23 protein-coding genes are annotated in these 24,149 nt (G+C 72.9%); 5 read left to right on the forward strand and 18 right to left on the reverse strand.

Going from position 1 to position 24,149, the window contains the following annotated elements; all coding sequences use genetic code 11:
- Positions 1–143 precede the first annotated feature (143 nt).
- From BLW85_RS28925 to sbnA, 11 genes are all read right to left on the reverse strand, one after another.
- Complete coding sequence (locus BLW85_RS28925; protein WP_070021915.1) at positions 144–380, reverse strand: MbtH family protein; 237 nt, start codon at positions 378–380, stop codon at positions 144–146.
- 119 nt (positions 381–499) lie between these two features.
- The gene (locus BLW85_RS28930) at positions 500–1,543 is read right to left on the reverse strand and encodes a MupA/Atu3671 family FMN-dependent luciferase-like monooxygenase (protein ID WP_070021916.1); all 1,044 of its coding nucleotides are present in this window, start codon (positions 1,541–1,543) and stop codon (positions 500–502) included.
- A 122-nt stretch (positions 1,544–1,665) separates the two neighbouring features.
- Positions 1,666–3,033, reverse strand: coding sequence for a condensation domain-containing protein (locus tag BLW85_RS28935; RefSeq protein ID WP_143060472.1), 1,368 nt, complete (start codon positions 3,031–3,033; stop codon positions 1,666–1,668).
- Entirely contained in the window at positions 3,030–3,779 is a 750-nt protein-coding gene (fabG, locus tag BLW85_RS28940; RefSeq protein WP_074993779.1) for a 3-oxoacyl-[acyl-carrier-protein] reductase, read from the reverse strand. Before fabG ends, BLW85_RS28935 begins: the two co-directional genes overlap by 4 nt.
- Positions 3,780–3,813: 34 nt before the next feature.
- Positions 3,814–4,914 carry a beta-ketoacyl synthase N-terminal-like domain-containing protein gene (locus BLW85_RS28945; RefSeq protein WP_079172446.1) on the reverse strand — a complete coding sequence of 367 codons (1,101 nt, stop codon included), beginning with the start codon at positions 4,912–4,914 and terminating at the stop codon, positions 3,814–3,816.
- On the reverse strand, positions 4,911–6,173 hold the full coding sequence (locus tag BLW85_RS28950) for a beta-ketoacyl-[acyl-carrier-protein] synthase family protein (RefSeq protein WP_071828563.1): 1,263 nt from the start codon (positions 6,171–6,173) through the stop codon (positions 4,911–4,913). The genes BLW85_RS28945 and BLW85_RS28950 overlap by 4 nt, the downstream gene beginning before the upstream one ends.
- Entirely contained in the window at positions 6,170–6,439 is a 270-nt protein-coding gene (locus tag BLW85_RS28955) for an acyl carrier protein (RefSeq protein ID WP_070021919.1), read from the reverse strand. Before BLW85_RS28955 ends, BLW85_RS28950 begins: the two co-directional genes overlap by 4 nt.
- Before the next feature lie 246 nt (positions 6,440–6,685).
- Positions 6,686–9,196: an FtsX-like permease family protein gene (locus BLW85_RS28960; RefSeq protein ID WP_070021920.1), complete on the reverse strand. Its 2,511-nt coding sequence runs from the start codon at positions 9,194–9,196 to the stop codon at positions 6,686–6,688.
- Positions 9,197–9,236: 40 nt separating this feature from the next.
- Positions 9,237–9,944, reverse strand: coding sequence for a DUF4097 family beta strand repeat-containing protein (locus BLW85_RS28965; protein WP_074993782.1), 708 nt, complete (start codon positions 9,942–9,944; stop codon positions 9,237–9,239).
- A gap of 87 nt (positions 9,945–10,031) precedes the next feature.
- Positions 10,032–11,045: a 2,3-diaminopropionate biosynthesis protein SbnB gene (gene sbnB / locus BLW85_RS28970; RefSeq protein ID WP_074993784.1), complete on the reverse strand. Its 1,014-nt coding sequence runs from the start codon at positions 11,043–11,045 to the stop codon at positions 10,032–10,034.
- A complete protein-coding gene (gene sbnA, locus BLW85_RS28975; RefSeq protein WP_079172447.1) occupies positions 11,039–12,157 on the reverse strand; it encodes a 2,3-diaminopropionate biosynthesis protein SbnA in 1,119 nt (372 codons plus the stop codon). Before sbnA ends, sbnB begins: the two co-directional genes overlap by 7 nt.
- A gap of 291 nt (positions 12,158–12,448) precedes the next feature.
- Here sbnA and BLW85_RS28980 point away from each other — a divergent pair, with 291 nt between their 5' ends.
- From BLW85_RS28980 to BLW85_RS28990, 3 genes are all read left to right on the forward strand, one after another.
- On the forward strand, positions 12,449–14,053 hold the full coding sequence (locus BLW85_RS28980; protein WP_074993786.1) for a tryptophan halogenase family protein: 1,605 nt from the start codon (positions 12,449–12,451) through the stop codon (positions 14,051–14,053).
- Positions 14,054–14,135: 82 nt separating this feature from the next.
- Positions 14,136–14,729: a flavin reductase family protein gene (locus tag BLW85_RS28985; RefSeq protein ID WP_074993788.1), complete on the forward strand. Its 594-nt coding sequence runs from the start codon at positions 14,136–14,138 to the stop codon at positions 14,727–14,729.
- A complete protein-coding gene (locus BLW85_RS28990) occupies positions 14,716–16,002 on the forward strand; it encodes a cation:proton antiporter domain-containing protein (protein ID WP_070021925.1) in 1,287 nt (428 codons plus the stop codon). The genes BLW85_RS28985 and BLW85_RS28990 overlap by 14 nt, the downstream gene beginning before the upstream one ends.
- 127 nt (positions 16,003–16,129) lie before the next feature.
- On the opposite strand, the gene BLW85_RS28995 is transcribed toward BLW85_RS28990, so the two are convergent.
- The 4 genes from BLW85_RS28995 to BLW85_RS29010 form a co-directional block, all read right to left on the reverse strand.
- Positions 16,130–16,372 carry a hypothetical protein gene (locus BLW85_RS28995; protein WP_074993790.1) on the reverse strand — a complete coding sequence of 81 codons (243 nt, stop codon included), beginning with the start codon at positions 16,370–16,372 and terminating at the stop codon, positions 16,130–16,132.
- A gap of 89 nt (positions 16,373–16,461) precedes the next feature.
- Entirely contained in the window at positions 16,462–17,127 is a 666-nt protein-coding gene (locus tag BLW85_RS29000) for a hypothetical protein (protein WP_074993792.1), read from the reverse strand.
- Between the two features lie 50 nt (positions 17,128–17,177).
- On the reverse strand, positions 17,178–17,948 hold the full coding sequence (locus BLW85_RS29005) for a maleylpyruvate isomerase N-terminal domain-containing protein (RefSeq protein WP_070021927.1): 771 nt from the start codon (positions 17,946–17,948) through the stop codon (positions 17,178–17,180).
- 41 nt (positions 17,949–17,989) lie between these two features.
- Complete coding sequence (locus BLW85_RS29010; RefSeq protein WP_070021928.1) at positions 17,990–18,481, reverse strand: MarR family winged helix-turn-helix transcriptional regulator; 492 nt, start codon at positions 18,479–18,481, stop codon at positions 17,990–17,992.
- 58 nt (positions 18,482–18,539) lie between these two features.
- On the opposite strand from BLW85_RS29010, the gene BLW85_RS29015 reads away from it, so the two are divergent.
- Positions 18,540–19,481 (forward strand): amidohydrolase family protein, encoded by a 942-nt coding sequence (locus tag BLW85_RS29015; protein WP_074993794.1) that lies wholly within the window; start codon positions 18,540–18,542, stop codon positions 19,479–19,481.
- A 109-nt stretch (positions 19,482–19,590) separates the two neighbouring features.
- On the opposite strand, the gene BLW85_RS29020 is transcribed toward BLW85_RS29015, so the two are convergent.
- The gene (locus BLW85_RS29020; protein WP_074993797.1) at positions 19,591–20,640 is read right to left on the reverse strand and encodes an MASE1 domain-containing protein; all 1,050 of its coding nucleotides are present in this window, start codon (positions 20,638–20,640) and stop codon (positions 19,591–19,593) included.
- Between the two features lie 101 nt (positions 20,641–20,741).
- Complete coding sequence (locus BLW85_RS29025; RefSeq protein WP_079172448.1) at positions 20,742–22,076, reverse strand: PP2C family protein-serine/threonine phosphatase; 1,335 nt, start codon at positions 22,074–22,076, stop codon at positions 20,742–20,744.
- Positions 22,077–22,464: 388 nt separating this feature from the next.
- Between BLW85_RS29025 and BLW85_RS29030 the strand changes: the two genes are divergently transcribed.
- Complete coding sequence (locus BLW85_RS29030) at positions 22,465–23,154, forward strand: GAF and ANTAR domain-containing protein (protein WP_070021931.1); 690 nt, start codon at positions 22,465–22,467, stop codon at positions 23,152–23,154.
- Here BLW85_RS29030 and meaB read toward each other — a convergent pair.
- Positions 23,147–24,145 carry a methylmalonyl Co-A mutase-associated GTPase MeaB gene (meaB, locus tag BLW85_RS29035; RefSeq protein WP_070021932.1) on the reverse strand — a complete coding sequence of 333 codons (999 nt, stop codon included), beginning with the start codon at positions 24,143–24,145 and terminating at the stop codon, positions 23,147–23,149. The genes BLW85_RS29030 and meaB overlap by 8 nt on opposite strands.
- Between the last annotated feature and the right edge of the window lie 4 nt (positions 24,146–24,149).

A 24,149-nucleotide genomic window follows, 5' to 3' on the forward strand; every position in this document is an offset into this window, starting at 1 on the left:
CGGAGGCGGGCGTGCGTCCCCGAGCGGCGTACGTCTGACATGCGGCGAAGACGCGGAAGCGGACGGCGGGGCCAAAACGAGGGGGCCCGGAGGACAAAAGGGAGCGCCGGCCCGTCGGGGGAACCGGGCCGGCGCGCTCGGGGTCAGGACGCGAGCGGGGCGCCCTCGTCCTGGCTCTGCTCCATGCGCAGGCGGAGGCTGAGCGGACGCATGTCGGTCCAGACCTCCTCGATCCGCTGGAGGCACGCCTCCTTGGGGCCCTCGGTGCCCTCCGCGTGCCAGCCGGCGGGAAGGTCACGGTCGGCCCACCAGATCGAGTACTGCTCCTCGTCGTTGCGGACCACGCGGTAGGCGCGCTCGTCGTTGTGGCTCTCACTCATGGTGGCTGACTCCCTGTCGGATGATGATGCGCCGGCCGCCGCGCGGCCCACGCCCGGTACAACTGTTCGGGTGGCGGCTATATCGCGCCCATACGGCCCATACGCCGGATCGATGCGCCTCAGCCGCGGCGGTTTTTCAACTCGGCGAGGAATTCCAGGCTTTTCAGGGTCTGCTCGGTGCCGACACCGAAGTCGACCAGGCAGCCGATCTCGTCGACGCCGACCTCCTGGAGGAGATCCACCACCCGCTCGCCCTGTTCGACGGTGCCGAACATGCCCTGCCGCTCGAAGAACCGGGTGAACCCGCGCTCCACGAGATAGGCGACGTCGGACTCCTTGATGTCGGCGGAGTCGAAGGTGCCCGGGCGGTTGCCGATGGAGCCGGAGATCAGCCCGAACGAGGTCTTGAGATAGCCCGACAGCGGGCCCCGGACCAGCTCGCGGACCTCCTCGGTGGAGGAACCGAGGAACGTGTGCAGCATCAGCACCACGTGCCCCGAGCCCTCCGCGTGGTGCGCGCGGTACGACTCCCGGTAGGCGGCGATCTTCGTGCGCAGCTCGTCGATGTCCTGGCTGAGCAGGTGCGTGAGGACGCCGCCGCCCTGCGCGCCGGCCTTGCGGAAGGTGTCGGCGCTGCCGGCGCTGGTGATCCAGAAGGGCAGCTCGGGCTGGACCGCCGGCGGGAAGACGCGCACCTCGGCGGGTTCGTTCTTGCCGTCGGGCAGCGTCACCGACTCCCCGCGCCACAGCCGGCGCACCATGTCGATCGTCTCGTCCATCACCTCGCGGCGCGTGCTGTGCGCGTCGGGCCGCATCACGAAGTCGGCCGGGTGCCAGCCGGAGGCGAAGGAGATGCCGACCCGGCCGCCGGAGAGGTTGTCGACGACCGACCAGTCCTCGGCGATCCGCAGCGGGTGGTGCAGGGGCGCCACCACGCTGCCGGCCCGGATCTGGACCCGCTCCGTGGCCACGGCGAGCGCCGCGCCGGTGACCGCCGGGTTGGGGTAGAGGCCGCCGAAACGGTGGAAGTGCCGCTCGGGAGTCCAGACGGCGGTGAAACCATTGCGGTCCGCGAACCGGGCGCCTTCCAGGAAAAGTTCGTAGCGATCCGCGCCGCTCGTGTCGTCACTGTCGTTGGCGAAATAGAAAAGGCTGAAATCCACCTCGGCTCCTCGGTCCGAATCGGGTGCGCAGGGCGTTCTCCGCACCCGACGAAGACCGTAGAAGCCGGGGATATCGGTGCGGTTTCACCCTTCTTTCGACGGCCCGGGGGCCGTGTGTCCGGTCAGGCGCCGCCGAGTGCGAGCAGCGCCGCCAGGTCGTCCTCGTCGGTCAGCGGAACGTCGGCGACCCGCCGTTCGGGGTCGTCCGCCGCCGCCCGCAGGAAACGCTCGTAGCACCGGGCGAAGCGCTCGACGCTCTCGTGGTCGAACAGGTCGGAGTCGTAGGTGAGCACCCCGACCAGACCGTGCACGCCCTGGTGCAGGGTGAGCATCAGGTCCAGCTGCCCCTCCTGGCTGGGCTCGTCGATACGGCTGACCCGCAGGCCCGCGAACTCGGCCGGCGCGCCCTCCGGTTCGCCCGGCGCCGGGGGCGGGAACCGCGCGTCGAGGCTGCTCATCTGCAACAGCAGCGCGCCCAGCCGCACGAGCGGCCCGCGCCGGCCCGGCAGCACCGCGCCGGCCGGCAGCCGGACGTGCCGCATGCCCTCCAGCAGCTGCCTGCCGCTCTCCTTGGCCAGCACCGCGAAGGTGGTGTCCGCGCCGACCCGGACCCGGACCGGGATGCTGTTCAGATAGCAGCCGAAGACCGCGCGGTCGGGGCGGGCGCGGGTGCTCGCCGGGGTCCCCACCATGATGTCCTGCTCACCCGTCCAGCGGGCGAGCAGCGCCAGGTAGGCGGCCAGCAGCAGCGGATAGGGCCGGGCGCCCACCGACTTGGCGGCCTGCTGGAGATCGTCCGACAGCACCGCGAGGTCCAGCCGTACGGTGCCGCCCGTGTGGCTGGGCACCGGCGGCCGGGGCCGGTCGGTGGGCAGCTCCGTGGTGACGGCCCCGGCCAGCAGCTGCGACCAGTAGGCGTGGTCGCGCCGCCCGGCCGGGGTGCCGGGGTGGGCGGCCTCCTCGGCCACGTACTCGTCGTAGCCGCGGGCGATGTCCGCCAGCTCCGGTTCCTCGCCGGCCACCAGGCAGCGGTAGACGGTGAAGACCTCGTCCAGCAGCAGCGAGTACGAGGAGAAGTCCCCGGCGATGTGGTGCACGGCCAGCGACAGCGCGAAGTCGTCCGCCGCGCGCCGGTACAGCAGCGCCCGCAGCGGCCCGGTGCGCTCCAGGGCGAACGGCAGCCGGGCCGCCTCGCGCAGCAGACCGAGGAGCGCCTCGTCGCTCGTGCCCGGCACGTCGATGATCTCCAGCCCGGCGGGCGGCTCCGCGCGGGGCAGCCGTACGGGTTCTCCGGCCACCTCGGCGAAGCAGGAGCGCAGCATCTCGTGCCGGCGGCAGACCAGGTCGAGGGCGTCCGCCAGGGCGGCGGTGTCCAGGGGGCCGCGGATCCGCAGGGACAGCAGCATGGTGTAGGCGTGCCCGGCCGGGGCCATGCGGTACGCCGTCCACAGCGACTGCTGGGCCGCGCTGAGCGGCCTGGGCTCGCTCACCACGACAGGCCCCCGTCCACCTGGAAGACCTGGCCGGTGATGTAGCCGGCCCGCTCCGAGACCAGGAACGCCACCAGTTCGGCCACCTCCTCGGGCCGTCCGAACCGGCGCATCGGGATCGAGCCGAGCAGGTCCTTGGTGACCTTCTCCGACAGCCCGGCGGTCATGTCCGTCTCGATCAGTCCCGGGGCCACCACGTTGGCGCGCAGCCCGCTGCGTCCCGTCTCCTTGGCGAGCGCCTTGGTGAAGCCGATGATGCCCGCCTTGGAGGCCGAGTAGTTCGTCTGGGAGGCGTTGCCGTGGACGCCGGCCACCGAGGACAGCGTGACCACGGCGCCGGTGCGGCGGCGCATCATGGAGTAGGTGACGGCCCGGCACAGATTGAAGGTGCCGTCCAGGTTGGTGCGCAGCACCTCGTCCCAGGACGCGTCGGGCATCCGCGCCAGCGGCGCGTCGCGGATGATGCCGGCGGCCGTCACCAGGACGTCGACGGGACCGAGGGTCCCCTCGACGTCCTGGACGAACCCGGCGACCCCCGCCCGGTCGGTGACGTCGACGCGGCGGGACAGCACCCGCGCCCCGTGCTGCCGGGCCTCCTTGGCCGTGGCCTCGGCGGCCTCGTGGTCGGACGCGTAGCAGAAGGCGATGTCGTGGCCGTCGCGGGCGAGCCGCGCGACCACCGCGCGGCCGATGCCGCGCGAACCGCCGCTGATCAGCGCCACCGGCCGGTTACCGGTCTCGCTCATGTCGTCTCTTCCTCGTTCCCGTGTGTCGTGGGGCTCAGCCGGGCGGCGCGCCCAGCAGCGCGGCGCCGACCCTGCCGTCGGCCACGAAGGTGATCAGTGCCGGTGCCCGCAGGGGATGCGGGCCGTTCGCGGCGAGCGCCGCCGCGACCTGGAACGCGGGCGCGGCGGAGCCCGCGTGGCCCAGCCGGTGCCCGGGGGCCAGCTGCCGCACGGCGTCCGGCCCGCCGAACAGCCCGTCGAGCGCGCTGTCCTCCTGTTCGCCGAGCGGCCCGTCCGGGTCCGAGCGGACGACGAGGGTGATCTCGTCGGCGCCGGTGCGGGCGTCGTCCAGCAGATCGGTCACACAGCGGTGGAGCGCCTTGCCGGCCTCCCCGCCCGAGCGGGGGTGGTACGCCCGGAACCGGGTGCCGAGCAGCGTGGCGAGCGGGGTGCGGCCCCGCGCCGCGGCGCCGTCGGCCGTCTCGACGACGAACAGCGCGCCGCCCTCGGCGACCGGCGGCGCCGCGCCCTCGCCCCGGTGCAGGGCGTCCCCCAGCAGCACCCGGTCCTCGGTGTACTCCTCGGCCGCCCCGGCCAGCAGCACCTCCGCGCGGCCCTGGCGCAGCAGCCTGGCCGCCTGCCCGAGGACGAGCAGCCCCCCGGCGGGACCCGCGGTCAGCGTGGTGTTGGGCCCCTTGAGACCGTGCACGATGGCGCTGCGGCTGGCCGCGCAGTTGACGGCGGTCGAGGGGAAGCGGGCCACGTCCACGTGGAAGGGCAGCCGCTCCCGGTAGGACCGGCCGGTGAACTCCAGGCCGGTCCGGTAGCTGCCGGAGGTGGCGAACACCATGCCGGTGTCCTCCGGGGCGCTGCCGAGACCGCCCTCCTGCTCGGTGAGCAGCAGTTCGCTCAGCCGCAGGGTGAGCCGGGTGAGCCGGTCCAGCGAACGCAGGCCCCGGGTGCCCGGGTACTCCATCGAGAACCCGGGCACGATGCCCGCCCGCACGGGCGTGCCGGGCACGAACTCGCTGTCCACCGTGGCGATGGCCTCCGTCCCGGCGGCCAGCCCGGCCCGGAAGGCGTCGGCGCCCTCCCCCCAGGGGGACAGCGCCGACCAGGCGGTGATCACCGGCCGTCCGGCCGTGGTGGTCGTCATGAGCCTTCCCCCGCTCCGGCCGCCCCGGGGCCGTCGTAACGCCCGAGGACCAGGACGGCGTTGTTGCCGCCGAAGGCCATCCCGTTGTTCTGGGTGACGCGCGGCCGCGCGGCCACGGCCACGTTGGGCACGCAGTCCACGTCGCACTCCGGGTCCAGGGTCCGGTGGTTGATCGTCGGCGGCAGGAAGCCCTCCGTCATCGCCAGCACGCAGGCGATGGTGCCGAGGGCGCTGGCCGCGCCCAGGGTGTGCCCGAGCATCGACTTCAGGGCGCTCACCGGAGGCAGGTCCGCGCCGAACACCTCACGCAGGGCGGCCGTCTCGACGATGTCGTTGGCCTTGGTCCCGGTGCCGTGCGCGGAGACGTAGTCGACGTCGGCGCCGCTCACCCCCGCGTCCCGGTGCGCGGCACGGACCGCGCGGACCACCCCGTCGCGGTCCGGTGCGGTCGGGTGGTGGGCGTCGCAGCTCAGCCCGTAACCCAGCACCTCGGCCAGGATCCGGGCGCCGCGCGCCAGCGCCGCCCCCAGCGGCTCCAGCACGAGCATCCCGGCGCCCTCCGCGACGATCATCCCCTTGCGGTCGGCGTCGAAGGGCCGGCACACGTCCGGGGACATCGCGCCGAGCCGGTAGAAGCCCGCGAACGTCTTGCGGGACAGCGCGTCCGTGCCCCCGCACAGCGCCACGTCCGCCTCGCCGTCGCGCAGCGCGTCCAGCCCCTGGCCCACCGCGTAGTTGCCCGCCGCGCAGGCGGTGGGCACGGTGACCGACTCCACGTCCTCCAGCCGCAGTTCGTTGACGACGGCGTCGGAGAGCCGCTCGGCCGGCGTGCGCCGCGCGATGTCCGGGTCCGGGCGCACCTCGCCCCCACGGTGCCGCCGCTCGGCGAGCTGGTCCACCTCCTTGGTGCCGCCGTCGGTCGTACCGACCGAGACGAGCACCCGCCGGTGCCGCAGTTCCTCCTCATCGAGGCCGGCTTCCTGAACAGCCAGCCTGGTGGCCGCCACCGCGAACTGGGCGGCCCGTCCGTACTCCCGGGGGTCTTCGGCGCGGAACCAGTCCGCGGCCTCGAAGCGGCCGACCTCGCCCACGTTCCAGTGCGCGAAGCCGGCGCGTCCGAACTCCTCGAGAGGGCCGATCCCGCTGCGCCCCGCGCGCAGCGACCGGGCGAATTCGGCGGTCCCGGTGCCAAGACCGGAGACGACGCCCATTCCGGTGACCACGACCCGCCGGTCACCCGCCCTACGGCCGGCGGTCACTTCGCTTCGGACTCCGCGACGACGGCGTACACGCCGTCCAGGTTGGTCATGCCTTCGATGGGTGCTGCCGACAGGTCGAAGCCGAGGGTCCGCTCCATCTCGGCCAGGATCTCGATCGTGCGGAGCGAGTCCGCGTCGAGGTCCTCGACGAAGAGGGTGGTGTCGGTGACGTCGGCGGGGTCCACTTCGAGGACGTCGCAGACGATCTTCTTGATCGCCGCTCTGGTCTCCGCGCTGAGTTCCTTGCCCGCTCTGGTAGCGCTCATGTCGATCTCCCGGTCTTCTCGGTGGAGAGCTCTCGGCGAGCTCATGGAGATCCTGCGACGACGAGCTATTCGCGTCCTATAAATGGCCCTCAATCACCCTTTGGCTACGGCGGGTTGGCCGACAAGTGACTGTCCGGCACGTCAGATGCCTGCTACACGCACCCACTCATGGCACGACGGCGGTCCCGGCCCGGTCGCGGAACCGCCGTCGGCGTGACGGGCGCCCGGGGCCGCCGGGCGGCCCGCTCACTCCGTCGTGGTCAGCCGGACCGCGGGGGTGCGCAGCGCCACCCAGGCGGGCAGCACCGTCGCCAGCAGCGCCACCACCACGCAGGCACCCGCGGTCACCGCGAACGGCAGCCCCGGCAGCGTCACCCGCGTGCTCACCACGAGCTGCTGGAGCCCCGCCCACAGTCCCGCCGCGTTGAGCGCGACCACCACGGCGGCCATCACCACACCGGTGCCGGCCACCAGCACGCTCTCGCCCGCGACCATGCGCAGCAACTGCCCGGGCGTCGCACCGCCCAGGCGCAGCACCGCCAGCTCACGGGCCCGCTGCCCGGTCGACATCGTCAGGGTGTTGGCCACGGCCACCCCGGTGTACAGCATGGCGATGCCACCGACGATCAACAGGGCCATCCGCGTCTGCTGGTTGACGGTGTCGTCCACCGCGGCCCGGTACCCGGCGATCGGCACCGCCCGCGCCGACATGCCCCGCACGGCCGCGCCCAACTCCCGCTGCACGGCGGCCCGGTCGGCGCCCTTCGCCAGCTTGACGTACATCGCGTCCGGCAGTGCCCGGCCCGCGTACCTCGGGGTCAGCACCGCGGCGCTGCCGCCGGCGCTCGCCTTGGTGACGGCGACCACCTTCAGGTGCTTCTTGGTGCCGTCCGCGAGCCACACCGTCACCGTGTCGCCGACGTGCCGGTTCCAGGTCTCGTCCACGATGATCGACCGGTCGTCCAGCCCGCGCGCGTCACCGTGCACCACCGGCAGCGTCAGCAGACCGCCGAGCGCCTTCGGATCGACGGTGAGCGCGTCGTACGGCAGCAGCGGAGCACCGGCCGGGAACACCAGCAGATTCGGGCCGGGGATCGTGTACACCCCGGTCGGCACGGTGGTCGCCGACTCGATGCCCGGCACCGCGCGCACCTTGTCCACCACGGCCCGGCTCAGGCCCGGCGTGTGGTCCGGCGCCACCACGAAGTCGTTGCCGCGCACCCGCTCGAACGCCTCGCTGCGGGCCACCCCGGACAGCGTGCCCGAGGTGCTCCACAGCGCCGAGAACAGCCCCACCGTGATCAGCACCGGCGCCACCGTGGCCGCGGTGCGGCGCAGCGCCGTCACCGTGTTGGCCTGCACCAGCATCGGGCCCGCGCCCCGCAGCGCCGTGAACGGCGCCGTCACCACCCGCACCACGAACGGGATGACCACCGGGCACAGCAGCGCGCCCGCCACGATCAGGGCCGGGGCCGCCATCGGGGTGATGTCGCCCCAGTAGGCGGGCGGCAGCAGCGGCGTGGCCAGCAGCAGCACCCCGCCGACCGCCAGCGCGGCGATCCCCGCCAGCCAGCGCAGGGCGTTCATCGCACGCCGTTCGACCGCGGACTCCCGCAGCGCCTCCAGCGGGCGGATGCGGCCCGCCCGCACCACCGCGACCCCGGAGCCCAGCACCGCGAGCAGCACGCCGATCAGGAAGGCCAGGACCAGCACCAGCAGCGTGCTCCAGCCCAGCCGCACCCGGAACCACTCCGGCGCCAGCCCCCACGCGCTCATCCGGCCCGCCAGCACCGGCCCGCCGGCCAGCCCCAGCAGACAGCCCGCGGCCGAGGCCACCGCGCCCACCAGCGCGGCCTCGGCCAGCACCAGCCGGCCGACCTGCACGGGGGTCGCCCCGGTGGCCCGCAGCACCGCCAGCTCCCGGCGGCGCTGGGCCACCGAGAAGGCGAAGGTGGTGCCGACGACGAACGCGGCGACGAACGCGGCCACCCCGGTCGCCATACCGAGCATGGTGGAGACGCCGACGAGGGCCACCTCGTCGGCGTGGGCCCGCGGGTCGGCCTGGACGCGGTCCGCGCCGGCCAGCACCTGGGCCCGGTCCTCCACCGCGGTGCGCACCTTGTCCACGTTCCCGTAGGAGACCAGCGCGTCCACGCGCGGGGACAGGGCGGCGGCCTCGGCGTCGGAGAAGAACAGGGCCGACTCGAAGGAGACGTCGTCCGTGACGCCGGAGACGGTGAAGGGACGCGGCCCGGACGCCGTCAGCACGGTCACCCGCTCGCCGGGCGCGGCCCCCGACTTCGCGGGCACGGCCACCTCGCCGGCCCCCGCCGGCGCCTGGCCCCGCACCAGCCGGTACCCGCCGAACGCGGCGGACGACCAGGGGTGCCCGACCTGGTCGGACGGCCCGGAGCGGGCCGTGCCCGAGCCGCCGAGCTGGGCGTAGAAGGTGCGGTCGGCGACGGCCTTGCCGACCGCGGTGACATCGCGGACCAGCGCCGGCGCGAGGCCCTTCGGTTCCTTCAGAGGCTCGCTCTCGATGCCGCCCCACGGATCGGACATGCTCAGGTCCGGTTCACCGCGGACGATCACCGGGGCGTTCGCGAACCGGCCCGGGCCGTGCTCGTGCGAGGTGACGCTCGCCGCGAGGACGAGCCCCATCGTGGACAGCAGGGCGGCGCCGAGCATCAGCGCGATGAAGGTCCCGGTGAAGGCGGACAGCCGGCTCCGCAGCGTGTACCAGGCAATGTTCAGCATGAAAGGGGGCTCTCCAGTTGGTGCGAGCGCGCGGCGGCGGTCAGCCGGCGACGAGTACCTTCACGTCTCCGGCGAACGTACGCGCCTTGATGTGCCGCTCGCTGCTCGAATCCGTTTTCACCTCCACCTTTTTCGACCCCAGCGTGGTCGAGGCGGACACCTGGTAACCGCTGTCCGGCACATGGAGGGTGACGTTGCCGCCCTTGGCGTTGACGTCGATGTCGTCGGGCGCCTTCGACCAGGACGCGTTGATGGCCCCGCCGCCCGAACTCGCCGTCAGGTGCCCGGCCGCCAGGTTCTCCGCCTTGACCTCCCCGCCCCCGCTGGAGGCGTCGACGCCCCCGGAGACGCCGTCGAGGTTCACCGTGCCGCCGCCGCTGTGCAGCGAGACGGCAACCCCGCGGGGGACCTCCACCCGGTAGTTCACGGTGCAGTTGGCCGAGCCCAGGCTGCTGCCGCAGCTGGTGGCGACCTTGAGGTGCAGGTCGCCGTCGCGCACGAAGTGCTCGGTGCTGGGCCGCTTGCCGCTCTTGTACTTGAGGTTCTCGGTCACGTGGACGCCGTCACCGTCGCCGGCGACCACGTCGATGTCACCGCCCGCCGAGTCGACGGTCACACCCGTCACCTTGTCCTTGACGTCGAAGGAGCGGGAGTCGGAGTCGTCGTACTGGTCGCACGCGCTCAGCACGGGGGCCACGGCCAGCAGCAGGGCGCCCGACACCAGGAACGCACGGAAACGGATCTTCATCGAGGAGGCTCTCCAGTGGGGGGAGGGGTGGTCACAGCGCCCGCCGGCAGGTCGGCGGCGCCCAACAGATAAGAACGCCGCACCGGTTCAGGCGGGTGCTTGGGCCGCGCTCATTGGCAGAAAGCCGTCCACGCGTGTCCCGATTCCGAACTCCTCGGCCTGCCGCGTCACCCACTGGGCGAGCGCCATGTCCAGGATGCCGAGACCGAACGGCGAGAACACCGTGACCCGCCGCGGATCACGCCGGAAGGTGGCCGGGTCCCGCAGCAGCGCGCCGATCTCCGCGTCGACGAACTCCCGTCCACCGGACTCCTGTTCGGCCAGGTGCAGCGAGGTCCGCTCACGGCACACGTGGTCCGTGTCGTCGACGACGTTCTGCGCGCCGAGCACCGCCGCCGCGGTCAGGTCGCGCAGCGACACGTGCAGCACCGTCGTACCGGGGGCCGCGGCCGAGAGGTCCGCGTGGGGGGTGCCCGCGGTGGTCGCGAAGGAGACCAGGCGATGGGCCGCGACGGCCTCCTCGCAGGTGGCCGCGAACCTGACCCCGAGACCCGGCACGACCCGGCGGGCCTTCGCGGTGAACGCCCGGGCCCGCTCCGCGTCCAGGTCGAACAGCGTCACCTCGATCAGCGAGGGCAGCCGCGCCTTGGTGAACCGCAGCACCTCCAGGTTGATCGGCCCGGCGCCGATCAGCGACATGCCGCCCGGCTCCGCCTCGGTGCCGAGCAGCCCGGCCGCCAGGGCCGCGGACGCCGCGGTGCGCTTGGCGGAGATCAGCGACGCCTCCAGGAACGCCTGCGGCGTACCGTCGTGCATGGAGTTCAGCACGATGCTGGCACTGGCCCGCTCCCGCCCCCGCGCCACGTTGCCCGGGAAGCTGGCGATCCACTTCATGCCGGCCACCGACCGCTCGCCGCCGAGGTGGGCGGGCAGCCCGATGATGCGGTTGCGGTCGTCGCCGGGGAAGCGGAGGAAGACCGAGTGCGGCAGCGCGGAGCGGCCCTCGTCGTGCAGCCGGTAGGCGTCCGCGACCAGCGAGAGGACCTCCGGCTCCTTCCCCTTGAGAATGTCGCGCACCTCGCGGTGGCCGATGATCAGCACAGCACGGTCTCCTTCCGTGTCACGGGGCCGGTGGTGCGCGAGGCGCCGCGCGGGCCCGTGAGGGCACCACCGCCCGGGCCGCGATCCGGCTCCTTCCAGAGGTGGAAGACCTCGCCGAACCGCTCGCGCACCCAGGCGTCGTCGTAGATGGTGTCGAGATAGCGGTCGCCGCCGTCCGGCAGGATGAGGACGACGTTCGAGCCGGGCCGCACGGTGGGGGCCAGCCGTTCCAGCGCGGAGACCACGGCGCCCGAGGAGCCGCCGGCGAGGATGGCCTCGCGCCGCACCAGCCGCCGGCAGCCCACCACGCACTCCAGGTCCGTGACGTGCACGACGTCGTCGGCGTCCGACGGATCGAGCAGCGGCGGCACCACCGAGGCGCCGTGCCCCGGGACCAGCCGGGCGCAGGACACCGGCGAGTCGAACAGCCGGCTGCCCACCGCGTCCACCGCGTGCACGGTGGTGCGCAGCCCGGCGGTGCGGATGTACTCGGCGCAGCCGCTCAGCGTGCCGGTGGTGCCGACCGCGAGCACCAGATGGTCGATCTCACCCCCCAGCTCCTCGGCGATCTCCCGCATCGTCGACTGGTGGGCGAGGGAGTTGAGCGGATTGGCGTACTGGTCGGGGCAGTAGGCGTGCGGGATGCGCGCGAGCAGCTCGGCGACCCGGCGCAACCGCTGCGGCAGCAGCTCCCCGGTCTCGGGGTCCGGCTGGGTGACGACCTCCACCTCGGCGCCGTACGCGCGCAGGATGCGGATGTTCTGCTCGGTCGTCCGGGCGTCCACGACACAGATGAGGCGCAGCCCGAAGTACCCGCAGATCTGGGCGAGTCCGATCGCCAGGTTGCCCGAACTCGACTCCACCACGGTCGACCTGCCCGGCACCAGCTCACCCGACCTGATCCGGCCGAGGACCATGCTGAGCGCCGACCGGTCCTTGACGCTGCCGCCGGGATTGAACCGTTCGGCCTTCGCGTAGACCCGGGAGGTGAAGCCGGGTACCAGACGCTCCAGTTCGATGAGCGGAGTACCGCCCACCGTCGAGAGGATGCCCTTCAGCCCCGGTGTGGGGGACGGGCGCCCTACGGCCGCTTTCCCTTCGTCGTACGGCATCGTGTGCAAGCCATCCTCGGTTGCGGGTGTGGGCGGTCCGTCGGCTGGTCACCGCAAGGACGCGCGACGGCGGCGCCGGCCCGATCCCCGTCGAGCCGGCCTTCGGCACCCACAGGCTGACCGGGGACGCTATATCCGCTCCATACGTCCCGCGTTGGACGGCACATAGAAGCGGCATAGCAGCGCTGGCGACTCTGTCTGGCATCGGTTGCCCCGCTGGCCTGAAACCGGCCACCGGACGTCGCGGCCGATCCGTCCGCCATCGCTTACCTCCGGAGGAGAGAGCCGCTCATGACCGGCGAAGACAGGCGTATCAAGAAGGTCGTCATCCTCGGTGGAGGTACGGCCGGTTGGATGACCGCCGCCTACCTCGGCAAGGCCCTGCAGAACACCGTCGAGATCACGGTGCTCGAGGCCCCCACCATCCCACGCATCGGCGTCGGCGAGGCCACCGTACCCAACCTCCAGCGCGTCCTCTTCGACTTCCTCGGCATCAACGAGGACGAGTGGATGCGCGAGTGCAACGCCAGCTTCAAGACAGCCGTGCGCTTCGTGAACTGGCGCACCGAGGGCGCGGGCCAGGCCACCGCCCGGGAACTGCCCCAGGGCGGCCCGGACCACTTCTACCACCCGTTCGGTCTGCTCCCCGACTACGACCAGACGCCGCTTTCGCACTACTGGTACAAGAACAAGTACGAGGGCCTGACGGACGAGCCGTTCGACTACGCCTGCTTCCGCGAGCCCCCGGTGATGGACGCCAAGCTGTCCCCGCGCTGGCTCGACGGCCGGCACGCCACCCGGTACGCCTGGCACTTCGACGCCGCCCTGGTCGCCAAGTTCCTGTGCCGGTTCGCCACCGAGAAGCAGGGCGTGCGGCACGTCCAGGACGAGATGACCCGGGTGGAGCAGGACGAGCGGGGCTTCGTCACCGCCCTGCACACCGCGTCCGGCAAGGTCCTGGACGCCGACCTGTTCGTCGACTGCTCCGGCTTCCGCGGCCTGCTGATCAACAAAGCCATGGCCGAGCCGTTCATCGACATGAGCGACCACCTGCTGTGCGACTCCGCGGTCGCCACCGCCATCCCGCACGACGACGAGGCCAACGGCGTCGAGCCGTACACCTCGGCGATCGCCATGTCCTCCGGCTGGTCCTGGAAGATCCCGATGCTGGGCCGCTTCGGCACCGGCTACGTCTACTCCAGCAAGTTCACCGGCCAGGACGAGGCCACCCGCGAGTTCAGCGAGATGTGGGGCCTGGACCCGGAGAACCACGAGTTCAACCACGTCCGCTTCCGCGTCGGCCGCAACCGCCGCGCCTGGGTGAAGAACGTGGTCGGCATCGGCCTGTCCTCCTGCTTCGTGGAGCCGCTGGAGTCGACCGGCATCTACTTCATCACCGCGGCGATCTACCAGCTCGCCAAGCACTTCCCCGACCGCAGCTTCAACGAGACGCTCATCAACCGCTTCAACCGCGAGGTCGAGTCGATGTTCGACGACACCCGCGACTTCATCCAGGCGCACTTCTACTTCGCGCCGCGCAACGACAGCCCGTTCTGGCGCGCCAACAAGGAACTGACGCTGCCCGAGAACATCCGGGAGAAGATCGACGCCTACCGCGCCGGTCTGCCCATCAACTCGCCGGTCACCGACGAGTCCACCTACTACGGCAACTTCGAGGCCGAGTTCCGCAACTTCTGGACCAACGGCAGCTACTACTGCATCTTCGCCGGCCTCGGCCTGGTCCCCGACGCGCCGCTGCCCGCGCTGTCGTACAAGCCGGAGTCCGTCATCGGCGCGCAGCCGCTGTTCGAGCGGGTCAAGCGCCAGCAGCAGGACCTGCTGGACACGCTGCCCACCACCTACGACTACCTGCGCCAGCTCCACGGCACCTCCTGAGCCCCGCACCCCACCCGCGGCCCGTTCGCCTCGCCGGCGACGGGCCGCGTCCCCTTCCGGCGTCATCCCAACGGAGTGACCCATGCAGAATCCGCTGTCCGCCCCGGCGCGAACGAGCGCCGACACCGCCGACGAACCCGACATACGTCCGCTGATGTCGTCCTTCCCGAGCGGGGTCAGCATCGTCGCGGCCCTCGACGCGGAGGGCAACCCGCACGGCATGACCTGCTCCTCGATCGCGAGCGTCGCCCTGTCGCCGCCCACGATCGTCGCCTGCCTGCGCACCGCCAGCCACACCACCCGGGCCGTCCGGGAATCCGGCCGGTTCGCCCTGAACCTCTTGCACGAACGCGGCCGTGCCACGTCCGAACTGTTCGCCTCCGGCGCCCCCGACCGGTTCGGCCGCGCCGAGTGGCGGCTGCCGCTGGACGCGTGCGGGCCGCATCTGACGGACGCCGCCCACACCATCGCCGACTGCCGGGTCAGCCGCACCATCGAGGTCGGCGACCACACCGCGGTCCTCGCCGAGGTCGTCGGCATCACCGTCGTCGACGAGGCGCCCGAGCCGCTGCTGTACGGGCTGCGCCGGTACGCGGCCTGGTCCACGGTCACGGCCGGGGCACCCGGGGACGCGCCCACGGACCGGGAGGAAGGAGCCGGCCGTGTCGGCCGCTGAACCGCTGTCGGCGGTGCTGGTCGCCGTACCGGCTGTGATCCTGGCCTGCCGGGCGGGCGGCGCGCTGCTCCAACGGCTCGGCCAGCCGGCCGTGGTGGGCGAGATGTGCGTCGGCATCATGCTCGGTCCCACCCTCCTCGGCAGGCTCTGGCCGGCCGCGGAGCACTGGCTGCTGCCGCCGTCCGTGCTGCCGTTCACCGATGTGCTCGGCCAACTCGGCCTGCTGGTCTTCATGTTCCTGATCGGACTGGAGCTGGACCTCGGTGTGCTGCGCGGCCACCGCGGCACCGCCATGGCCATCGGCCAGGCGTCCATCGCCCTGCCGCTGCTCCTCGGCGCGGGGCTGGGCCTCGCCATGTACGGCACTCAGGCCCCCGAACACGTCGCCCGGCTGCCGTTCGTCCTGTTCATCGCCGTGTCGATGAGCATCACGGCCTTCCCCGTGCTGGCCCGGATCCTCGCCGAGCGGGGACTGTACGGCACCCGGGTGGGCACCCTGGCCATGGCCTGCGCCGCCATCGGCGACGTGACCGCCTGGTGCCTGCTTGCCCTGGTGGTCTCGCTCGCCGCCGGCACCTCCACGATGGACGCCGTCAACACCGTCGCGCTCACCGCCGGGTTCGCCGCCGTGCTGGTGTTCGGACTACGGCCGCTGCTCGCCCGCTGGGTCCGCGACGAGCGACGGAGCACCGGTCTGCGACACGAGGCCGTCGTGATCGCCGTGCTGTTCAGCGCGGTGTGCCTGGCCGGCCTGGCCACCGACCGGATCGGCGTGCACACCATCTTCGGGGCGTTCCTGCTGGGCACCGTGATGCCGCGCGGCACCCCCGCCGTGGAGCGGGCGGCCGGCCAGCTGCGCTCGGTGGCCGTGCCGCTGCTGCTCCCGCTGTTCTTCGTGCAGACCGGCCTGCGCACGGACCTGGGCGGGCTGCACGACGCGACCGAGTGGCTGTGGGCCGCCGCCATCCTGCTGCTGGCGATCGCGGGCAAATGGGGCGGCGCCACGCTGGCCGCCCGCGCGGTCGGCCAGGACACGCGCTCGGCCGCCGCCATCGGCGCCCTGATGAACTGCCGCGGGCTCACCGAGCTGATCGTCCTGAACATCGGCTACGACATGCACGTCATCAGCGCCGAGGTCTTCACGATGCTCGTCCTCATGGCCCTGCTCACCACCGCCCTGACCGGCCCGGTCCTGACCCGCCTCCACCCCACCACCACCCCGGCCCCCACCCGGCCGGAACCATCGGAACCCAGGGACAGCGCTTTGACGTGAGAGGGGTTGGGTGTCCCCTGGGGGGCGTGGGGACGACCCGGCCCGTCACGCCCGTCACGGGTGCGGGCACAGCGTTGCCGTGTCGTCGTCCCCACCAGCCCCGCACCAGGGCCGTCACCCCGCCGGTTCACGGCGCCTGTGCCGCGCCGGTCGGGGGCTGGACCGGCTGGAGCATCCGTTCCATGACGGCGGTGGGCAACTCCGGGAGGGACGTCCCCTCCCGCACGGTCTCGGTCGGCTCGGCGCCGCCCGGGACAACCGGTCGCCAGGCGGCCCGGGGCGGCGGCACCTCCTCGATCCGCCGGTCCCCCACCACGGCCAGCCCCGCGCGCCGCAGCAGATCCATGAGCTTGTCCACCCCACCCGTCATGGGAGTCATCCTGCCCGAGGAAGTCCCGCCCCGACGGCCCCACCGCGGCGGTGACATGCCCGGGAGCGGGCAGCGGGCCCGCGGCCGTCTCACGCCACCGGATAGCCGATCTCCGCGATGTCCTGCGCCAGGGCGGCCAGGGAGGCCTCCGGGTTCAGCGCGCGGACCACTGCTTCGGTCAGCGGCCGAGAGGAAAGGACGTGCCGGACCGCCTCCAGGTCGACCGGGACCTCGTGGTAGTCCTCGGCCCACCGCTGGAACGCCTCCGGGGACCGGTCCGCCAGCAGACCGAACAGGAAGGCGGCGCCGTCCGGGTCTCCCGTGGTCTCCTCCGGAAAGTCGATCGTGCCGGCCTGCCAGCGGTCGTCTCCCGTCTCCCGCCATATGCAGGCCGTGACGACGGGCATTCCGTCCTCGTCCGAGAAGGCCGGCTCCTCGACGTGGGCCCGGAAGACGGCGGGCACGTCGTCGAGCACGCCGGGCCACGGCCCGTCCACGGCGTAGGGGCTCATGGGTGATTCGTGCGCGAACCCGCGCACGTAGACGCCGGCGGACGAGAACACGATCGCGTACTCGTCGCCCGATCCATTGGACATCGAGGCCATGGCCTGCGCCTGCGACCACCGTGCGTCGAAGAGGTGGTGGCGGTACGTCCGCTCGCTCTCCAGGACCGCCTCCAGCATGGCCAGGGCGCGGCAGTGGTCATGGAGGGCGGCCGGCTCGGGCAGCCGCCGGGCGATGTCATGAACGGTCACGGGTGCATTCAAGCGCACGCCTGTGACGACGGAGTTCCGCGAGTCGGGGCTCAGTAGCCCCCCAGAAGCCCCCGCACCCTGCGCAGTTCCTCCGCCCCCGCCGAGCTGTGCCAGCGGGACGGGTCGGACGGGCGGCGGCCCCAGAGGAGGAGCAGGCGGGTGGCGGCGTCGCTTTCGATGGTGGCGGGGCCCTCCGGGGCGGCCAGCCGGATGTCGGCGGTGTCGGCGTCGGCGGTCAGGACGACGTCGGCCGTGCCCGGGGTGCGCAGGCGGGCCTCGATGCGGTCGGCCGGGGCGAGGGAGAGGGCGGCCCGGCCGCGGGCCAGCAGAGGGCGGCCCACGGAGACCACACTGTGCTCGGTCATCCAGGGTTCGGTCAGGGCGCGCACGGCCGTGCCGTCGTCGCCGGTCAGGTCCCAGCGGTGCAGGATCAGCTCCTCGCGCATGTGCTCCGCGAAGAAGGGGACCGTCACGGTACGGCCGGTCCACCGCACCTCCGTGTCCGGCGGGAGGTCCCGCGCGGCGGCCGCGGCGATGTCCGTCAGCTCCGCGCAGTTGCGCAGGAACGCCGACCACAGGTCGGTGGCGGACAGCCGGTGGTAGGGGGCCTCGCGGTCGAAGCCCCGGGTCTCCACCGGAGTGCCCGCGAGGAACGCCTTGAGGACCCGGCCCAGTTCCTCGGCGTTGGCCGCCTGGTGGATCAGGACGTCCCGTACCGTCCAGGCCTCGCACCACGTGCCGTCGTCCGGGCGTCGTGCCTGCACCGCGTGGAGGAAGGGGACCAGTTCCGGCAGGGTCTCCTCGACCCGAGTGGGGATCATGCGGCATGGGTAACCGGGGCGGGGCCCTCGGTAAACCGGGGTCAGGGGGAGTCCGGGTCGGCGACCAGGTCGGTGAGGCGGTGCAGCAGGGTGACCAGCAGGGCGCGCTCGGCCGGGGTGAATGCCTCGTAGGCGCGGGCCTGGCGGTCGCGCAGCCGGTCCCGGAGCGCGGCCAGCCGTGCCGCGCCGTCGTCGGTGAGGCTGACCAGGACGCGCCGTTCGTCCTCGGGGGAGCGGCGGCGCACCACTATCCCCTTCGCCTCCAGCTGCTGCAGCATCCGGGTCGCGGTGGGGACGCTGACGTCCGCGCTGCCGGCCAGCCGGCCCACCGGCATGTCCCGCTCCGTGGCCAGCGGTTCCAGCAGGGCGACCTGGGCCAGGGAGAGGCCGCCGTGGTGCTCCGCGCTCGCGGTACGGGCCCGGCGCATGGCGACGAAGAGGGCGTCCGCCGCCTGGGAGATCTGCTCCGCGTCGACGTCGCCGTCAGCCGTCAACCGGTCGATGTCGCCGGGGCCGTTGCGTCTGTCGGTCATGGGTGGTAGCTTAGCAAAGCAATCGTTAGCAGGCTAAATGTTAGGAGGGTAAGAGGAGATGTCCGATTCCGGACGCATCGACGTGCATCAACATCTCGTCCCGCCGGCCTACCGGGAGGTCATGGAGCGGCACGGGGCGACGGCGGGCGGCTGGCCCATGCCCGGCTGGGACGCCCGGAGCGCGATCGCGATGATGGACCGCCGCTCCATCGCCACCGGCGTTCTGTCCGTCAGCTCGCCCGGCACCCACTTCGGGGACGACGCGGAGGCCCGCGCGGTGGCCCGCGAGGTCAACGAGTACGGCGCCGAGCTGGTCAAGGACCGCCCCGACCGCTTCGGCCTCTTCGCGAGCCTTCCGCTGCCGGACCTCGACGGCGCCCTCGCCGAGGCCGCCTACGCACTGGACGAACTGCGTGCCGACGGCGTGGTGCTGATGTCCAACGTCCAGGGCCGCTACCTCGGCGACAAGGTGTTCGCGCCCCTGTGGGCCGAGCTGGACGCCCGCGGCGCCGTGGTCTTCATCCACCCCACCGGCTCGGCGCTGCCCATGCTCGACGGCATGCCCGGACCCGTGGTGGACTTCCCCCACGACACCACCCGCACCGCCCTGCACATGACGCTCAACGGCGTGCTGAGCCGGCACACCCGGATGAAGGTGATCCTCTCCCACGCGGGCGGTTTCCTGCCCTACGCCGCCTGGCGGTTCACCCTCGGCTCCCAGTTCAACCCGGGCACCACCCCCGAGGGCGTCCTGGCCGACCTGCGGCGCTTCCACTTCGACACCGCGCTGTCCGCCGGCCCCTTCGCCCTGCCCTCCCTGCTGGCCTTCGCGGCCCCGGGACACGTCCTCTACGGCAGCGACTCCCCCTTCGCCGCCGAGGAGCAGGGCAGACTCTTCGACTCGATGCTCGACGACTACGACGGCTACGAACCGGGCCAACTCGACGCGATCAACCGCGGCAACGGGGAGGCCCTCTTCCCGAGACTCGGCCAGGCCTGACCGCCGGTCCGGTCCGGCGGCTCACCCCCGGCTCGGTCGGCCTGGCCCGGTGCGATCGGTCCGGCCCGGTCCGGTCACCGCCGTTCGGTCTCGTGCCGCCTCGGCCGGGTCACTCCAGCTCGCTCGGGCCGCGTGGCGCCGGAGCGGACCTGGACGCGCCGGGCGGACGCGGCCGCGCCCCGTACGCGTCGACGGCGGGCAGCGCCGGCTGGGTCCCGGTGTCGGAGAGCCTCGACACCAGTTCCGCGAGGTGGCCGCAGGCCCGGGCGATCTCCCGCTGGGACCGCTCACGCTCGCTGACGGCCGCCGCGACGAGGAGGGCGGTCAGCGCGGAGGAGGCGTTGAAGGCCTGCAAAGTGATCATGTCCGTGAGCAGACCGTGGGTGCCGAAGGGCTCCGCCCCCCGGGTGGCGTCGTAGATCGCGAAGGTCGACACGGCCAGGGCGCAGGGCGCGGCCCCGGCCAGCCGGAAGCGGAAGGCGGCCCAGATCAGCAGCGGGAAGCCGAGGAAGAGCAGGGGAGTGGTGCCGGTCTCGACGAACCCGACGCAGGCGATGGCCACGGCCAGCAGGAGCGCCTCCAGGCAGCGGGAAGCCGGGACGTTCCGCGGCAGGCGTGCCGAAGCGAGCACCAGCAGCACCGGCGTCACCACCAGGACGCCCATGGCGTCGCCGGTCCACCAGACCCACCACGTCGGCCAGAACCGGTCGGTGGTCAGGGCGCCGGAGAGGACCAGCGTGCCGCTGCCCGCCGTCGCGCTGATCAGCATCCCGGGGAACGCGCCGAGGAAGATCAGGGCGAGCGCGTCGTACAGCCGGTCCACGCCGTGGCGGAAGCCGGCGAGCTGGAGGAGCGCATAGGAGCAGAGCGGAGCGAGCGTGTTGCCCACGACGATCAGGAACAGTGCGGCGAACGACGGCCCGAGGTCGAGATTGGCCAGCAGCGCGCCGAGGGCGATACCGGGCCACAGCCGGGGCCCGCGCAGCAGCAGGCTCGCCACGGCGATCCCGGTCGGCGGCCACAGGGGCGTGACCTGGCTGCGCACCAGCTCCTGGAGCAGTCCCAGCCTGGCGGAGCCGTAGTACAGGCCCGCGACGACGAGGATCTCCAGAGCGGTCGTACAACCGCGCCGGAGTGCTCCCTGCCGCGCGACAGCCATCGGGCGACCTCCGCATCACCATCGCCCCGGCCTCCATCATCCGCCGGTTCCCGCGGATCCTCCACGGCACGGGCGGGCCGCGGGCGGGGCGGGCGCGCCGGTCAGGCGGGCGGGGTGCGCAGGGCGAGGACCGCCATGTCGTCGTGGCCGTCGCTGGGGTGGTGCTCGGCGAGGGCCTGGACGAAGTCCTCCAGGGGCAGGGCGGCGTACTCGGTGGCGAGGTCGGTCAGTTCGGCCAGGCTCCGGTCGATCGGGAGGCCCGGGTGCTCGACCAGGCCGTCGGTGAAGAAGACCACGGTGGCGCCCGGCGGGACCGGGCAGGAGTGGTCGGGGCGCGGCTCCGCGGGGTCGACGCCGAGCGGCAGGCCGGGCTCGGCGAACAGGTACTCCGCCCGTCGGCCCGGGGCGATCAGGAGGTGGGGGACATGGCCCGCGGTGCTCCAGGAAAGCCGCCAGCCCGGCCCGTCCGGCTCGATGCGCGCGAGCGTCGTGGTGGTGATCGGGTTGTCGGTGATGGCCTGCAAGGTGCGGTCGAGCCGGGTGAGGATGGCGCCGGGCGCGTTGCCCCGGTCGAACAGCAGGGCGCGCAGCATGTTGCGGGTGGACGCCATCGCGGCCGCGGCCCGCAGGTCGTGGCCGACCACGTCCCCGATGACGATCGCCACGACGTCGCCGGGCAGCGGAATGGCGTCGTACCAGTCGCCGCCGAGCTTGCTGGGCTCGGCGGCGGGCCGGTAGACCGCGGCCGCGGTGAACGGACGCAGGTCGGGCAGGGTGGGCAGCAGCAGACGCTGGAACTGCTCGGCGCCTTCGCGGACCCGTTCGAACAGGCGGACGTTCTCGATGGCGATGCCCGCGGCGCCCGCGAGGGCGATGACCACGCTCTCGTCGTCCGCGTCGAAGGGCTGCCCGTCCCGCCGCTCGGAGAGGTAGAGATCGCCGTAGATCTCGCCGCGGACGCTGACGGCGACCCCCAGCAGGGTGGCCATGTGCGGATGGCCGGGCGGGAAGCCCACGGACGACGGATGCCCCGCGATGCTCTCCACCCGCAGCGGCTCGGGGTGGTGGATCAGATGCCCGAGGACTCCCCGGCCCCGGGGGAAACCGATGCCGGCCAGGGCGGCGCGTTCCTGCTCGGTGAGGCCGGCGGTGATGAACTGCTCCAGCTCGTCCCCGGACGGAGCGAGCACGCCGAGCGCCCCGTAGCGGGCGCCGACCAGGTCCATGGCGGTGGTCACGATGCGGTACAGCACCGAGGGCAGCTCGTTCTCCCGGGTGATGGCGACCACGGCGTCCAGCAGGCCCTGGAGCCGGTCCATGGCATCCAGCAGGCTGCGCATCTGCTCGTCCATCCGGCCCAGCTCGGCCCGCAGCCGCACATGGAGGTCGGAGTCGTTCGGGGGCCTCGGCGACGCCGCGTCCCCGGGCCCGGCCATCACGGGCACCCGGCGGCCGGCCGGCCGATCTCGGAGCGGTACATCACGCCCTCCTCGCGTGCCCCCGGAGCGGCTGGGGCCACGGTGTGGCACGGCGACACGGATTTTTCGGTCATCAATCAAAAAATAGGGCAGTCCGCGCCATGCCGCCGCTCGCCCCGGGCCGCGACACGCGGGCCGGCCCGGGCCCCCACCCCGGCGGTCGGCCCCGCCCGTCGCCACGGGACGGCCCGGCAACGGCAACCCCCGAGGCCCCCAGCGCAGTTGGCGGCGGCCGTCGGGAGTGGCCCGCCGGGCGGGCCGCCGCGTCCCGTGCGCCGCGCGGGGGCAGGGGTGCGATGGTGGAAACAGGGCAGGTGGTCGGGAGGGTTCGGCAGGGAGGAGAGCGATGGACTGGCGTATGTTCGCCGAGCGGCTCGCGAGCATGGCGCGGGATCTGCTGGCGCAGGAGACGGTGACCGACACCCTGGAACGGATCACCCGCTCCGCCACCGAGCTCGTCCCCGGCTGTGACGCGGCCGGCATCCTCATCCTGCAGTCCAAGGGCGTACGCACCCTCGCCCCGACCGACCAGGTGGTGATCGACAGCGACCGGCTCCAGGAACGCCTCCAGGAGGGCCCCTGCTACGACATCGCCCGGCGCGAAAGCGAGGAGCGGGTGTTCCGGATCGCCGACTTCCGCGCGGACCATCCCGGCTGGCCCGCCTATGTGGCCGCCGGCCGCGAGCTGGGCCTCGGCAGCATGATGGGCTTCCTGCTCTACACGGAGGACGAGGACCTCGGCGCGCTCAATCTGTACTCCCGCCACCCCGGCGCGTTCACCGAGGCCGGGGAGACGGCCGGCTGGCTGCTCGCCTCGCACGCCGCCGTCGCCTTCTCCAGCGCCCGCACCCACGCCCAGCTGGAGCAGGCCGTCTCCACCCGGCACGTCATCGGCGAGGCCATGGGCATCCTCATGGGCCGCCACGTCCTCACCGAGGACCAGGCCTTCGACGTGCTGCGCCGCTACTCCCAGGACCACAACGTCAAACTCCGGGAGGTGGCGCGGCGCATCTGCGAGCACGGCGGGCTCAACTGACCGGCGGGGTCCGCCCCTCGAAGGCCGCCAGGATCCGCTCCGCCGCCAGCGTCGCCGTCAACGTGCCCTCCCTGACCCGCCGTTCGAGATCCGGCGCCGCCTCCCGCACCGCCGGGCTGGCGTGCAGCCGGCCGAGGAGTTCGTCACGGACCATCGCCCAGGTCCAGTCGACCTGCTGGTCGCGCCGCTTGGCGGTGAGACGGCCGGTGGAGTCCAGCAGCCGCCGGTGCTGCTCCAGCCGCTCCCACACCGTGTCCAGGCCGGTCGACTCGCGGGCGCTGCAGTGCAGCACCGGCGGCGTCCAGAAGGCGTCCTTGCCGTGCATCAGCCGCAGCGCGCCCGCCAGTTCCCGGGCCGCGGCCCGCGCGTCGCGCTCGTGCGGGCCGTCCGCCTTGTTGACGGCGATCACGTCGGCGAGTTCCAGGACGCCCTTCTTGATGCCCTGCAACTGGTCGCCGGTGCGGGCCAGGGTGAGCAGCAGGAAGGAGTCGACCATGTCGGCGACCGCCGTCTCCGACTGCCCGACGCCGACGGTCTCCACCAGGAGCACGTCGTAACCGGCCGCCTCCATCACCACCATCGACTCCCGGGTGGCCTTCGCGACCCCGCCCAGCGTGCCCGCGCTGGGGGAGGGCCGCACGAAGGCCGCCGGGTCGACCGACAGCCGTTCCATCCGGGTCTTGTCGCCCAGGATGGAGCCGCCGGTGCGGGTCGAGGACGGGTCCACGGCGAGCACCGCGACCCGGTGGCCGATCGAGGTCAGCATGGTGCCGAACGCGTCGATGAAGGTGGACTTGCCGACCCCCGGCACCCCGCTGACGCCGATCCGCCGCGCCCGGCCACTGTGCGGCAGCAGCCGGGTCAGCAACTCCTGCGCCAGCGCGCGGTGCTGGGGCCGGGTGGACTCGACGAGCGTGATGGCGCGGGCCACCAGGGCCCGCCTCCCGTCGAGCACACCCTTCACATACGTGTCGAGGTCGATCGCGGCCATCGCG

The sequence above is a fragment of the Streptomyces misionensis genome (assembly GCF_900104815.1).
Lineage (GTDB): Bacteria > Actinomycetota > Actinomycetes > Streptomycetales > Streptomycetaceae > Streptomyces > Streptomyces misionensis.

What these genes read in the sequence shown, in the direction of transcription:
- BLW85_RS28925 (WP_070021915.1), bottom strand. Translation starts at nt 380, where the DNA reads ATGAGTGAGAGCCACAACGACGAGCGCGCCTACCGCGTGGTCCGCAAC.
- fabG (WP_074993779.1), bottom strand. Translation starts at nt 3,779, where the DNA reads ATGAGCGAGACCGGTAACCGGCCGGTGGCGCTGATCAGCGGCGGTTCG.
- BLW85_RS28945 (WP_079172446.1), bottom strand. Translation starts at nt 4,914, where the DNA reads ATGACGACCACCACGGCCGGACGGCCGGTGATCACCGCCTGGTCGGCG.
- BLW85_RS28955 (WP_070021919.1), bottom strand. Translation starts at nt 6,439, where the DNA reads ATGAGCGCTACCAGAGCGGGCAAGGAACTCAGCGCGGAGACCAGAGCG.
- BLW85_RS28960 (WP_070021920.1), bottom strand. Translation starts at nt 9,196, where the DNA reads ATGCTGAACATTGCCTGGTACACGCTGCGGAGCCGGCTGTCCGCCTTC.
- BLW85_RS28965 (WP_074993782.1), bottom strand. Translation starts at nt 9,944, where the DNA reads ATGAAGATCCGTTTCCGTGCGTTCCTGGTGTCGGGCGCCCTGCTGCTG.
- sbnA (WP_079172447.1), bottom strand. Translation starts at nt 12,157, where the DNA reads ATGCCGTACGACGAAGGGAAAGCGGCCGTAGGGCGCCCGTCCCCCACA.
- BLW85_RS28980 (WP_074993786.1), top strand. Translation starts at nt 12,449, where the DNA reads ATGACCGGCGAAGACAGGCGTATCAAGAAGGTCGTCATCCTCGGTGGA.
- BLW85_RS28985 (WP_074993788.1), top strand. Translation starts at nt 14,136, where the DNA reads ATGCAGAATCCGCTGTCCGCCCCGGCGCGAACGAGCGCCGACACCGCC.
- BLW85_RS28995 (WP_074993790.1), bottom strand. Translation starts at nt 16,372, where the DNA reads ATGACGGGTGGGGTGGACAAGCTCATGGATCTGCTGCGGCGCGCGGGG.
- BLW85_RS29005 (WP_070021927.1), bottom strand. Translation starts at nt 17,948, where the DNA reads ATGATCCCCACTCGGGTCGAGGAGACCCTGCCGGAACTGGTCCCCTTC.
- BLW85_RS29010 (WP_070021928.1), bottom strand. Translation starts at nt 18,481, where the DNA reads ATGACCGACAGACGCAACGGCCCCGGCGACATCGACCGGTTGACGGCT.
- BLW85_RS29015 (WP_074993794.1), top strand. Translation starts at nt 18,540, where the DNA reads ATGTCCGATTCCGGACGCATCGACGTGCATCAACATCTCGTCCCGCCG.
- BLW85_RS29020 (WP_074993797.1), bottom strand. Translation starts at nt 20,640, where the DNA reads ATGGCTGTCGCGCGGCAGGGAGCACTCCGGCGCGGTTGTACGACCGCT.
- BLW85_RS29025 (WP_079172448.1), bottom strand. Translation starts at nt 22,076, where the DNA reads ATGGCCGGGCCCGGGGACGCGGCGTCGCCGAGGCCCCCGAACGACTCC.
- BLW85_RS29030 (WP_070021931.1), top strand. Translation starts at nt 22,465, where the DNA reads ATGGACTGGCGTATGTTCGCCGAGCGGCTCGCGAGCATGGCGCGGGAT.
- meaB (WP_070021932.1), bottom strand. Translation starts at nt 24,145, where the DNA reads ATGGCCGCGATCGACCTCGACACGTATGTGAAGGGTGTGCTCGACGGG.